This is a genomic window from Prevotella rectalis (assembly GCF_900607215.1).
GTDB classification, from domain to species: Bacteria; Bacteroidota; Bacteroidia; order Bacteroidales; family Bacteroidaceae; genus Prevotella; species Prevotella brunnea.
The window spans coordinates 243742-256116 of record NZ_LR027820.1 but is presented as its reverse complement, the minus strand read 5'-3'; the positions used below and the strand labels follow the sequence as shown (position 1 = coordinate 256116).

The following is a 12375-nucleotide window of genomic DNA, read 5'->3' as shown; positions in this document are numbered from 1 at the left end:
CGCTTGAGAAGAACCGCTAGAATAATAATCAATTAACACTTGCAGCTTGAACGAATACGAAAATTCGCGCGGGGTTTTACGTTTTGTCATAATTTCTTACTTTTTTTATAGTCAGAATTGTGACAAGCTAAATCCGTATAAGACACTTTTAAAAATCGATTTGTAAGTAATTGATTATCAGCACTTACTATCGCAACAAAAAAAGCAGTACGTACCTTTATTATTCTCAATATTAATCTCATTTTTTGTGTTCGCAACGGTTAAATAATAAAGGGGCTCAAAAAGCTATTTGAAAAATCGCATAAAACCTGATAATTTGGTATTTGACAAAAATAAATCCATCAATAATATATTTATATCTTCATTAAAAAATAATGAATTATCCTTATTTCAATCCCCATATTCTTGCAACATTTTTACGTGGAAGACTTTCTATTCGATTTTCAATTTCATCGGGAAGATTACAGAAAAAGTCTATTCCGGTAAGCTCTTCTAATTCATCGATGTTACGAACGTAAGACGCGGTAAGATTGCCATCATTTGCTTTGTGTTCGAACCAAAGTCCAATCGCCATATATGAATTCCCTTTCTTGGCAAGAATAGCCATATAAAAATATTTTGGGACAATGAGACCGTTATTTAATTTTTGCATAATCAGGTTTTCACGATCTATTGTTCCACCTTTGACAACATAAAGGGTATCTCGAAAGCCATCGTTATTCTTACTTCTCAACCAGCTTTCAGCTTTTTCCCAAATTCCGGCGTTGAAACTATTCCATTGGGGTTGCATGTTTGTTAAATAAAACGTCTGAATATTGGCTTCTTTGGAACATAGGCGGTCGGCAGACGGACAAATATGTCCATGATCAAATCCGGAACGCCAATATGGATCTGATGAAAATGCGTTATGCGCGTCCAATAGTGGGTCTTGTGGATATTGCAGTTCTCCGATATTTGTATTAGGTTTGTATCTGTTGGTATTTTGAATACTGTTATTTGCATACATTTGGTAGCAGCTCCATCGTTGTGATTTCTTCTGAATATCCCATTCCGTGCTATAGTTTACTCCATATTCATAATGGGTCTTCTTTTGTTTGTTGTCATAAGCAAGTTGGGCTTCATGAACAAGAATTATGTTGTTATCTCCCTTTACACGCGGAAATTCCAACCTATGTGTATAAAGGTTTTTATTCTCTAAGTTTGAATTGGAATTGTTTTGCGCTATTACCCCATCGTCTCCATCGATTGGTGATTTACTTCCACTACATGAATAGAATGTTGTAAAGAAAATAAAATAGGAGAATAATGCCAAGTTATATAATTTACTTCTTTTCATGATGCTATTGGTATCTGAATGATTTTAAAACTTGTTGCCTGCAAACAGAGGAACATTCTAAAATGATAAAGTGCGGTTAAGCGCATATGCAACTACGCTTGACCGCACTTTGTACCATCTGGTGTTATATGGTCTTATTTCTTCAACTTACCATAACGATTCATGAAGCGGTCAACGCGACCGGCTGTATCCACAAGTTTACTCTTTCCGGTATAGAACGGATGAGAGGTACTTGAGATTTCAATTTTTACCACTGGGTAAGTTTCACCTTCAAATTCTACTGTATCTGTTGATTTGCAAGTAGATCTTGAAAGGAACATATCGCCGTTGGACATATCCTTGAATACGACGGGGCGATAGTTTTCTGGATGAATACCTTTTTTCATTTTGTAATAATATAGTTTGTTAATAATAAAATATCTTCTATCAAGGGCTTGTCTTGTGTTCTTTGCTTAACACTTTAAGACAACTCAACAAGGTGCAAAATTACGAATAATTCCGCACCCTGCCAAATGTTTAGACAAGTTTTTTATTTTACGACGACATTCTTTATTTCCCAAGTGCCGGCAGCTTCCGCCGAACTGTTGTATTCAAAGGCGATAAATACTTGCGTCTTTCCTGCAAAAGGAGTCATGTCGCAAGTGGCATCCACAAAAGTCCAATCAGTTCCGGACGGCATACCAGTGATATTAAGTGCTGTCCATTTCTTGCCATCTGTAGAAGCGAACACCTTACAACCCTCTGTAACTGGCATTGCCTTGAAGAAATTAGCTGCATGTTGGAATGACAATGTTGCCTTAGTCAAGCCTTGCAAGCTGAAAGAAGGCGAAACAATTCTACTTTGTGTTTCATAGCTATTTGGTTTTTTAAACCCGGTAGCCTTCATCTGCTTATACTTCGCATCATGATACCAAACAAATTCAAGATCGCTTGGAAGAGGTTTGACATTTACTATCGTGAAGCCTCCCATATTCTCTGCAAAAGTAGCCTCTAATCCGACATTGGGTGCCGCGCCTTCTGAAATAGAGATGAGCTTGTTTTCTTTATCCATTTCATAGATGGTTTCACCATTTTTGTTGGTAAATGCTTTCAAAATGCCTTTTACTACAACTGTTTGTCCAGCTTTCAAATCATCTATGGATTTGAAATCAGCACCATTTAGCCCTTTCCCGGAATAAATTTGGAGAGCTTTGTCAGTCCCATTGTCAGAGATATAATAAGAGATGCTCTTGTATTTTTCGTTGTAGATGAATACTTCGGAAATGATACCTTTCACATAAGCCTCTCCATTTAAGGCTTTCCCATCATTGTCTTTTATCTTTTGAATGGCTTGCGCAACAGTGAATGCAGTTGCTTCCGTGTTAAGGTCTGTTGCCGGTGTTGGTTCATTGGTCTTTCCGTTCAAAGAGTAGATGTAATTCCCTTGCGCAAACTCCTTTGTTCCGTTAAAGTTGATAAGTTTTCCGCAAATTACGACTTTGTCTCCTTTCTTGATTAGATCTTTTGAAGTGAACTTCTTATTCCCCAACGCATAACCGCGATAAACCAAGAACTGATTGGTGATTGAGCCATCATCTGAAATATAATAAGTGGCATTTCCAAAGGTTGCGTCATCTATTTCTTTTATATTACTGATGACACCTTTAACGTAAACAATCTTGTCAAGGTCTTTACCTGCGGTGATAAAATTTTGGGCCGCTGCAATGTTGAATGGGTCTTCCATTGTTCCTGTTCCTTTAGCTTCCGCTTGCGGTGTGTCAGTGGAACCTCCATTTTCCTCAAACGTCATGTCGTAAGGCATTGGTACATCTTCGCAACTTGTAAAGGCGAAAGCTGTTGCCATTACCATAATTGAATAAATTAGCTTCTTCATATTATTGTATTTTTATTATCGTTGATATTTATTTTACTACTAAATTCTTAATTTCCCACGTTGCCGCACCGGTTGAACTACTATTATAGAAAAACGCGATATAGATTTTCTTTCCACAATAGGGAGTTAAATCTGTTTTTGCGCTAACAAAATCCCAATAATCACCCGTTGGTTTAACATCAATCTTGAGAGTATTCCAGTTAGTCTTATCAGTTGAAACTTGTACTTGCAGCTCTTTGTCAAAATCAGAAAAGAATTTTGCCGCGTGATCAAATGAGAGAGTTGCGTGTTTTGCTGTCGCGAGATCAATTTGCGGAGTGATAGCACGTGCATGCGTCTCGTAGTTGGTACCACCTACGTATGCGGAAGCTTTCATCCCATAAGCAGGAGATGCCCATCTCCATACATAGCTGAGTTCTGCCGGAAGTTCTCCTTGTTCGTAAGTCCAATCCGCAGGGTCTTCTGCAAGCGTACATGAATAGTATGCCGTGCTCGCTGTGTTTGCGGGTTGAACATCGTCCAATGTTCGTATAATGATTTCCCACTGATTGTTAAACCTCTTTATTATTCCGGTTATATCTACTTTCCCGGTTGGAATTTTCGCATTTGCAAAATCTGCAAAATTACTATTATAGACTATAATATTCCTGCTGTCTTGTTCGTTGAGTGTCCAGCTGACACTACCCGGACCGCCAGCTGCATTTGCAAAGGTGGAATCTACCGTAGAATTGTTGCTCTTGAAACTAACGTTGCGGATGATTCCTAATTTTCCTCCGTCTTTGTTTAAGTTCCAAGTTGTTGGAGTGTTCCCTACAGCGAATTCTTCCGGTTCAACTTTATTTCCGTTTGATAAAATTCTAAAGTGTTTATCCCATGTAGCTCTACTCATTCTTCCGATGGAATACAGTCCTTTTGAATTCATTGTAGGGACACCGATTTGTGCTTGCAAGCCATAGTTTCCCACATATAAATCTTTTAGGTTCATGATAATCTCAGTACCCACCGGCAAGAAACTATATAACCCTCCTTGCGCTATCGAGACAATGATGGCACCCGACTCGTCTTGCAGGGCTAACTCGTTATATATATTTCCTTGGATGTCGGTACTGGTTACTATTCCTTTTATTTGTATGTCGTCTGCTACTTTTTTGTAGCTTACTCCATCTCTATAATCAGTTAGGATTACATCGGAAAACTTCTCTTTTAATTGCGCAATAGAGATAACATTTGTTTCTTGAATGTCGTTATTGCCAAACGGTATTGAAGCTTTTTCATCGGTTTCCGCATAACTGTCTCCCATACATGATGCGAAGAGCGCACCGATTGCAACCATTAATAAAAATTTTATTTTCATCATCGAGTGAGTTGTTTCGTTTAGAATTTATATGCCAAATTTAACATACCATTGATACCATTTACATAGTATTTCTTGGGGTTTTTATAGAAGTTATAAGCTCTTGCGTTAGCTTCACCTGTAGCCTTATTGACTGTGTAGCTACTCCTGCTTTGTTCATATCCGCCACTTACCAGTTCTTGATTGTTCAAAAGGTTTGTTATCATCAAGTTGATGGCGAGACTTCCGTGCTTCAAATAAATGCTTTTACCTATAGAAGCATCGAGCATAAAGCCACCCTTTCCTTTGCTTTGTGCATAAGGAGTATAGTTTCCATTCGCATCAATTCCGCCGAATTGTGTACCCATCGTTTCCAAAGTACTTTGATAGCGTAAACTTGGTGCGTAGGACAAATAAATGCGGTCGTAATAATTTCCGGAAATATCGATAAACCATCCACCTTGATGAAAGCTTAATATGCCACTATAAGCTGATAGCGGTGTTCCGCTTTCGCGCATCCCTTTGTTATATACTATATCTTTGTAGTAAGTGTTCTTTGTGCTGTTCATATATACAACATCAGCATTGTTGATATTTTTAGCTTCGCTCCATGTGCCTAAGGTCTTGAAGTTTAAGAAACTTGTCAGTTTGAAGTCAAGTCCAAGCTCAACACCATAATAATTCTTCTTTATACCGGTCATGCTCACGTAGGTGAATGAATTAGCATCGTCAAAATAAAAATTCTGCCATTCCGTTACATGAGTGAGATGATTATAATAAGCACTTAAATTAGCATGCAACCATCTATTTGCATATTGATAGCTAAATTCGCTGGAGAAAATTCTTTCGTTGCGCAAGTTCTGAATAAAATTGTTATTCATCTCGGGGGAAACAAAAGCCGTGCTTGCCTTCGGAGCGCGATGCTCATAGCCTAATCCCAAGGACAAGGTATTATTGCCGTCGATTGTCCATATTCCGCTAAATTTACCGCCACCGGAAAGGAAGTCAGCATGTTTGCTTTTTCCATACGAGTTGTCAGCGAACATTCCATTACGCATATATCCTTTGCGATACATATTATCATAAGCCATTTTACCTGCAATAATGTAGTGGATGTTTCCAATAGACTGTGCATAATTACTCCAAACAATTCCTCGACGAACATTGATGTTATAATCATATCCGAATTTATCACCTTCATAAACCAACGCTCCCAATCCTTGAGCACCCATTGTGTTCAAGTCATATTGAACTCTGGGGTCAGTTGCGGTATAAGTACCGATGGCATAAGTATTGATGTTGTGGAAGCTCTTCGCGCCAAGCATATCTTCCATGGTTTGGTAATGATGCCCGAAGTTTTGACCGAGAATGATGCCGACATTTAAGACCTTATCTTTTCCAAAATTATTGGTAAGCGAAGAAGAGAAAGTTAAAGTCGTGTTATCATTGTGTTTCGCTTGTAGGTAATATAGCGCGTCCTGACCATTTTGTGCAGCTTGTCGGTTTGCATAATAAAGACGATCCCATTGAATTTGTCGATTCTCTTTGTGTCTCCACCATTCTACTGCCGAGTTCCAATCATTGAAAGCTTGCGATGTGCGGTACCTTGCGTTGTTTTCATTCCACACGTCATAATAGCTGCTTGGAAGGTTTTTCCAGTAGTCCGGTTGGGGATTGTCGCTATTGTTGTAATTCAGTTTTGTGCTCTTATACATTGAGTATTTTCCAAAGAAGCTGGTAGTCAATTTCAGTTTATCATTAATGTCCCAATCCCAAGTAAGAATACCTGCCGGAGCAAAGTCATTAACAACGCGGCTATTTCTTTTATGTCCATTTTGATATCCCCAATATGGATTATATTGGTAATCGTTTGCCAACCAGTATGCTTCATCGGTACTTGCGCCTTGTGATGCTCGTTCCGTGGGATTGCCCCATGTTGATAGACTTAACGAATGCCCGTTGTCCCATTTTTTTTGCACACCAAAGAAATAGGAGAGAGCGTTATAGAACGTTCCTTCCACATACCCACGATTAGCCCAGCGGTACGTTATATTGGCAGCGATTGCCCAGCCTTTGTTATTGAATCCACTTCCATAGGTGTACATACCTCGCATCAAATAATTACGGTTGGCTGCGGATAGGGTGAGACGATGCCCGGCTGCCATTGAACCCGCACGAAAATCGTAGTTATTGCTACCCGCCAAGCCTGTCATGGAAAAGTTGTTGTTTTCAAACGGAAGCGCAAAATCCACATTGCGTGTTTGTTGATTCAAGCCACCTACCAAAGAGAAACGAAATTGTCCGGTTTCCATGTCATTCATAGGGGCACCATTAATGTAAACATCGTTATACTTTTGATTAAGTGCACGGTAACGGAAGCGCATCGGCGAATATAGATAACCCACTTCAGACGCATAGACATTACTATTGGAGTTCAAAATTGTGATGTTTTCACTTCTGTCGTTATCTTCTCCTAACTGTGCCTCAGTAAATGTAAAGGCTGATTCGTCCATTGTATTTGCCATCTCATTGTCTTTATTCACTTTTGTATTTGTATTTTGGGCAAATACAATTGATGAACTGCAAACAGCGAGTATAGCCAGTTTCAGCTTTTTCTGCATAGTTGAAATAATTAATATAATTTTATACTTTGTTGCAAAGTAACGAAATAAATTTTAAATAAGAAAGTATTTTTTGATTAATATTCTATTAAAGATGCTTTAGTTTGGAATTAAATACCGATATTTGCAAAATCTAATGATGATTACATATAAACAATTATTCTGTAGTAATAGTAAATTTTGAGATATTGAAAGATGAGAAAATATTTATTTTTTCTTTTAGGTGCATTGTTGTTTTCCAACATAACATTTGCGCAAAAAAAGTATTCAGTTTATGCGATTGGTTTTTATAATCAAGAAAACCTCTTCGATTGTATTCACGATGAAGGCAAAAACGATTATGACTTTTTGCCCGATGGGCTTTATCGCTGGAACGAGATGAAGTATAAGAACAAGTTGAAGAACATGTCCAAAGTATTATCGGAAATGGGCACTGATGTGCTCCCGGATGTTGGATGTGCAATCATTGGATTGAGCGAAGTGGAAAATTCAAATGTGATGGATGACTTGACAGCTCAGCCGGCCTTGGCAAAGCGAGGTTATAAATATGTCCATATAGAAGGACCTGACAAACGTGGCATTGATTGTGCACTGCTTTATAATCCTAAATTATTTTCGGTCCAAGATTCAAAGTTGGTTCCGTATGTTTACGAACTACCCGCCGATAGTAATCATGCCACACGTGGTTTCTTAACCATTACCGGTACTTTGGCCGGCGAAAAATTAACGGTTATTGTTTGTCATTGGCCAAGTAGAGGCGCAGGTTCTTACTATCGAGAATTGGGTGGAAAACAAGTAAAAGCACTAAAGGATTCGATATTGAGAGAGGATCCTTCTTGCAAAATTATTGTGATGGGGGATATGAATGATGACCCAACCAACAAGAGTATGAAAGAATGCCTTTCCGCCAAAGGAGAAATTGAAGAAGTTGGAGATGGAGATATGTACAATCCATGGTATAATATTCTTGTGAAAGAAGGTAAGGGAACTCTTCTGTATCAAGGAAAATGGAATCTTTTTGATCAAATTGTGATGACTCCCAACTTAATAAATCGGACTGGTAAAAAAGATTTTTCAGAACTTAAATATTGGAAAAACCAAATTTTCCATCGCGATTATCTCTTTCAAGAGAGTGGGAAATACAAGGGAAATATTAAACGAACAACAGCAGGAGGAGTTTGGCTAAACGGATACTCAGACCATTTACCCGTTGTGGCTTATTTTGTGAAAGAACAGAAATAGATGGAGCTTGAAACTCATCCTTTCGAGCCTTGGCTGCCTTCCAATGCAAAGTTATTGCTGCTGGGAACTTTTCCTCCACCTCCCAAATGGTGGTGCGTAGAGTGGTATTATCCCAATTTTAGCAATGACATGTGGCGTATCTTTGGGCATATATTCTTTCATGACAAATTACACTTTGTCGATGAACGAAATAAGACTTATAGATTGGGATTGCTCAAACCTTTCTTGAAAGAGAAAGGCGTGGCAATTTTCGACACGGCTCTGAAAATTCATAGACCTACAGGCACAGCTTCTGACAAAGATTTGGAAATTGTTGAGACTTCAGATTTAGATGGAATATTGCGCGCGCTGCCTAATTGTAAAGCCGTGGTTGGTGCCGGACAATTGGCTTCTCGACTTATAACATCCCATTTCCATATTGACACAAGGCACCTGAAGATGGGAGAATATGTCGGCTTTGAATTCTCGGGGCGTAATATTCGTCTTTACCGACAGCCAAGCAGTAGCAGGGCGTTTCCGATGAAAGTGGAAAAGAAAGCTGAGTATTATCAACAGATGTTCGAGGAAATAGATTTGAAGTAACACGCTCTTTTTAACAAAAAGGAATTAGCGAAATAAAAACATGTAAACCTTAGATGGACGATAAAATAACAATCATTGGCATAGCCGGAGGAACCGGTTCCGGAAAAACTACTGTGGTAAAGAAAATAGTCGAAACGCTACCCCCTCATTTCGTTGCAGTCGTACCGCTTGATTCTTATTATAATGATACGACCGGTATGACGGATGCGGAGCGCAAAGCCATAAATTTCGACCATCCCGACGCATTTGATTGGAAATTACTAATCAAGCAAGTAAATGATTTGCGCAATGGAATTGCAATAGAACAGCCAACTTATAGTTACCTCTTGAGCAACCGCTTACCTAAAACAATTCATGTGGAACCCAAGCCGGTAATTATTATAGAAGGAATCATGACCCTTATTAACAAGAAATTACGTGACGTCATGGATTTGAAAATCTTTGTTGATTGCGATTCCGATGAACGCTTGATTAGAAATATTGAACGCGATACGATTGATCGGGGAAGAACCGTCTCCATGGTGGTGGATCGCTACTTGAAAGTCCTAAAGCCCATGCACGAGCAATTCATCGAGCCAACCAAGCGATTTGCCGATCTCATCATTCCGCAGGGGGGAGAGAATGCCAAGGGAATAGGTATTTTGTGCAAATATATACAAGGGCTTGCACCCCAGGCATAACATTGTTTATCCAAATCGGTCATTAGGATTTCCCGGTGTTGTATGGCAGTGAGAAAATCTTTATCTTTTCCCTATTGTGTCCTAAATAATTTTGTGCCCCACGCAAGGTTGAATCAAATCATGAGACTTTACGTATTTTGTTCCAATGCCGGATAGCACCATTCTCTTCATGACGTCAATTCGTATTCAGGTAATGCCAAACAGACGCTTGACAGCGAACATTCGCCCCGACCATCACCATGAAATTATATTACAAAAACCACGTCCGAAATGCACTTCGTAATCTATTGATAATGAGAATGATATTAATTGCGATTTAAAAGCTAAGCTTTTGCACAGCAATACATGACCTTTTGTATTGTAAAAGGTAAGCTTTTGGAAAGTGAAAGCTAAGCTTTGGATAGATGAATGAAGAAAATTTAGGACATTATTGATTTCTCCCATATTGGCGGGAAGAACTTTTGTGTTTTCAATGCTCCAAAAATAAAGAATATGCTTGTCTTTTGTCTTGCCCGGACAGGTGCAGGTACTGATATGAGTTCATAGTGCATGATTTTTGGAAACTGCTTTTTTCGCGAGGTTGATCAGTGCATGGCGAAACAGCGACATGAAGTTTATATGCCATGACTACCGAACTCCCACAAGCCTCAGTTATCCAAAAGTGGTTTGAAACAAGGTTCTCAATGGAAAGGTCATGCTTAGAATAAAACGCGGTAAAGTTAGTAAATCACTGAATAACAAGCATATATAATTGAACATTTCTAATGTCTTTAGAACTAAAATGGTTTATAACGACCGATTTTGTTTTATAAAAAAAAACAGAATATCCTTAATATCATGGGCTATTCTGCTTTTTCTGTCGAAGCCCTAGTCGTTGTCTTCTACAATTTCGGCTTCTTCTATTTTTTCTTCAGCGTCTATTTTTCTCCCGGTTACAATCTTATTCTCTTCTATCTTGTCATAAGCCTGTTTCATTTGGTAAATCTTTATGACATTTAAAAGTTCCACAACCCCATAAAATATCAGACACCAACCTATTATCTTTAGTGGAAACGTTGCTGCTTCTATTGGCTTGGCAATCACTAAAATTCCTATTCCCAAGGTGATGATGGGAAAGCACCAATAAAGAATCGGTACATGGGCATACATCTTGGCACGAGCAAGATTCATGAATTGATTGATGGAGGCGAGGATGAGTATAGCGGCTAAAATGTAAACAACCCATTTAATGAAATCTCCCGGCATCATTGCTAAAATGATTCCTAAAACAGCGGAACCAACACCTACAATCGGGAAAATAGGTTTTCGGAGACTTACATTCTTCTCAGAAACATTTTGTGAAGCAGCTTTATCATACTTGTTTTTCTCGATATAATAGAAGATACAAGAGAATAATCCTGAAATTAAAAACAATCCACCAATAGTTATGGTCATCCATCTCATGGTTTCTTCTCTATATCTTATCAGCAAAAATCCTATGATAATGGCAATGATTGCCCGAATAATTGAACTTTGAAATATCTTCATAATTAAATGGTATTGGAATGGCGTGAGGGATTTCCCCGCCAAGTTTGATACAAAAGTACAAAAAAATCTCAACTTTCAACTTTTCCTACTTATATTTTATTACTTTTGTTCAAAAAATACATTCCATGACAACATTATATTTAGTGCGCCACGGGGAGACCTTCGATAACGAAAGGAAAATCATGCAAGGACAAACTCCCGGAAAATTGAATGCTAAAGGAATCCTCCAAGCACAAAAATTGTCTGATGAATTGTCTTCAAGGCATTTTGATGCCTTTGTATCGAGCGATTTGCAGAGGAGCGTTGAAACTTGTGAGATGATAGCCGAGCCACATGACAAAGAGGTTGTAATTACTCCCTTATTGCGCGAACGCGACTGGGGAAGCTTCACCGGAAAATATATTCCTTCTTTGGCAAATCTTAATGATCCGTCAAAATGGCCTGCCGATATTGAATCTTTGGATGCTCTTAAAATCCGTGCTTTGCACTTTCTTAATTGGTTAAAAGAGTCATTCCCGAACCAACACGTATTGGCGGTTGGTCATGGTATCATCAATAAAGCCATTCAAAGCGTTTATTTTCAAAAGCCAATGAATGAAATTAAAGTAATGATCAATGCAGAAATTAGAGTTTTGAAGTTGCGCTAATCGTCTTGATTGCTCTAATCGACGATTGATTATAAAAGAAATATTGCTGTCCGGTAAAACTTTTTTGGGGCTATCTGTGTTAGTTAAAATAGACTTAAACTTATTATTTCTTAGAATTATCGGTTATTTTAGGTCTTTTCTTGTCAAAATAAGTGCATTTTATAATGCTTACAGTTTGAAACTGAAAACCAAGCCCCAGGATGAGTAAAACGGCTGCAATACCGATGGATAAAGAGATACAGAGCTTTCAGTTAATTTTTACCGGACAGCAATATAAAAGAAACTTATAAAAACTTTTATTGCTGTCCGGTAAAACTTTTTTGGGGCTATCTGTGTTAGTTAAAATAGACTTAAACTTATTATTTCTTAGAATTATCGGTTATTTTAGGTCTTTTCTTGTCAAAATAAGTGCATTTTATAATGCTTACAGTTTGAAACTGAAAACCAAGCCCCAGGATGAGTAAAACGGCTGCAATACCGATGGATAAAGAGATACAGAGCTTTCAGTTAATTTTTACCGGACAGCAATAAAAA

Annotated in this window: 10 protein-coding genes; 4 read left to right on the top strand and 6 right to left on the bottom strand. The window is 38.3% G+C overall.

Annotated elements, in window-relative coordinates; genetic code table 11:
- Positions 1-385: 385 nt before the first annotated feature.
- The 5 genes from E0E16_RS01945 to E0E16_RS01925 form a co-directional block, all read right to left on the bottom strand.
- Positions 386-1336 carry a DNA/RNA non-specific endonuclease gene (locus tag E0E16_RS01945; RefSeq protein ID WP_130828594.1) on the bottom strand — a complete coding sequence of 317 codons (951 nt, stop codon included), beginning with the start codon at positions 1334-1336 and terminating at the stop codon, positions 386-388.
- 134 nt (positions 1337-1470) lie between these two features.
- The gene (locus E0E16_RS01940; protein WP_130828593.1) at positions 1471-1722 is read right to left on the bottom strand and encodes a type B 50S ribosomal protein L31; all 252 of its coding nucleotides are present in this window, start codon (positions 1720-1722) and stop codon (positions 1471-1473) included.
- 143 nt (positions 1723-1865) lie between these two features.
- Complete coding sequence (locus E0E16_RS01935) at positions 1866-3209, bottom strand: choice-of-anchor J domain-containing protein (protein ID WP_130828592.1); 1344 nt, start codon at positions 3207-3209, stop codon at positions 1866-1868.
- 28 nt (positions 3210-3237) lie between these two features.
- The gene (locus E0E16_RS01930) at positions 3238-4566 is read right to left on the bottom strand and encodes a DUF5689 domain-containing protein (RefSeq protein WP_130828591.1); all 1329 of its coding nucleotides are present in this window, start codon (positions 4564-4566) and stop codon (positions 3238-3240) included.
- A 17-nt stretch (positions 4567-4583) separates the two neighbouring features.
- Positions 4584-7163, bottom strand: coding sequence for a TonB-dependent receptor (locus tag E0E16_RS01925; RefSeq protein WP_130828590.1), 2580 nt, complete (start codon positions 7161-7163; stop codon positions 4584-4586).
- Between the two features lie 195 nt (positions 7164-7358).
- On the opposite strand from E0E16_RS01925, the gene E0E16_RS01920 reads away from it, so the two are divergent.
- Genes E0E16_RS01920 through udk form a run of 3 tightly spaced genes read left to right on the top strand, consistent with a single transcriptional unit; the run spans position 7359 to position 9667 of the window.
- Positions 7359-8405, top strand: coding sequence for an endonuclease/exonuclease/phosphatase family protein (locus tag E0E16_RS01920; protein WP_130828589.1), 1047 nt, complete (start codon positions 7359-7361; stop codon positions 8403-8405).
- On the top strand, positions 8406-8987 hold the full coding sequence (locus E0E16_RS01915; RefSeq protein ID WP_130828588.1) for a uracil-DNA glycosylase family protein: 582 nt from the start codon (positions 8406-8408) through the stop codon (positions 8985-8987).
- 53 nt (positions 8988-9040) lie between these two features.
- The gene (gene udk, locus E0E16_RS01910) at positions 9041-9667 is read left to right on the top strand and encodes a uridine kinase (RefSeq protein ID WP_130828587.1); all 627 of its coding nucleotides are present in this window, start codon (positions 9041-9043) and stop codon (positions 9665-9667) included.
- A gap of 867 nt (positions 9668-10534) precedes the next feature.
- On the opposite strand, the gene E0E16_RS01905 is transcribed toward udk, so the two are convergent.
- Positions 10535-11194: a DUF308 domain-containing protein gene (locus tag E0E16_RS01905; protein WP_130828586.1), complete on the bottom strand. Its 660-nt coding sequence runs from the start codon at positions 11192-11194 to the stop codon at positions 10535-10537.
- 125 nt (positions 11195-11319) lie between these two features.
- On the opposite strand from E0E16_RS01905, the gene E0E16_RS01900 reads away from it, so the two are divergent.
- Positions 11320-11841 carry a histidine phosphatase family protein gene (locus tag E0E16_RS01900; RefSeq protein WP_130828585.1) on the top strand — a complete coding sequence of 174 codons (522 nt, stop codon included), beginning with the start codon at positions 11320-11322 and terminating at the stop codon, positions 11839-11841.
- Positions 11842-12375: the final 534 nt, after the last annotated feature.

What these genes read in the sequence shown, in the direction of transcription:
- E0E16_RS01930 (WP_130828591.1), bottom strand. Translation starts at nt 4,566, where the DNA reads ATGATGAAAATAAAATTTTTATTAATGGTTGCAATCGGTGCGCTCTTC.
- E0E16_RS01940 (WP_130828593.1), bottom strand. Translation starts at nt 1,722, where the DNA reads ATGAAAAAAGGTATTCATCCAGAAAACTATCGCCCCGTCGTATTCAAG.
- E0E16_RS01935 (WP_130828592.1), bottom strand. Translation starts at nt 3,209, where the DNA reads ATGAAGAAGCTAATTTATTCAATTATGGTAATGGCAACAGCTTTCGCC.
- E0E16_RS01900 (WP_130828585.1), top strand. Translation starts at nt 11,320, where the DNA reads ATGACAACATTATATTTAGTGCGCCACGGGGAGACCTTCGATAACGAA.
- E0E16_RS01945 (WP_130828594.1), bottom strand. Translation starts at nt 1,336, where the DNA reads ATGAAAAGAAGTAAATTATATAACTTGGCATTATTCTCCTATTTTATT.
- E0E16_RS01925 (WP_130828590.1), bottom strand. Translation starts at nt 7,163, where the DNA reads ATGCAGAAAAAGCTGAAACTGGCTATACTCGCTGTTTGCAGTTCATCA.
- E0E16_RS01920 (WP_130828589.1), top strand. Translation starts at nt 7,359, where the DNA reads ATGAGAAAATATTTATTTTTTCTTTTAGGTGCATTGTTGTTTTCCAAC.
- E0E16_RS01915 (WP_130828588.1), top strand. Translation starts at nt 8,406, where the DNA reads ATGGAGCTTGAAACTCATCCTTTCGAGCCTTGGCTGCCTTCCAATGCA.
- udk (WP_130828587.1), top strand. Translation starts at nt 9,041, where the DNA reads ATGGACGATAAAATAACAATCATTGGCATAGCCGGAGGAACCGGTTCC.
- E0E16_RS01905 (WP_130828586.1), bottom strand. Translation starts at nt 11,194, where the DNA reads ATGAAGATATTTCAAAGTTCAATTATTCGGGCAATCATTGCCATTATC.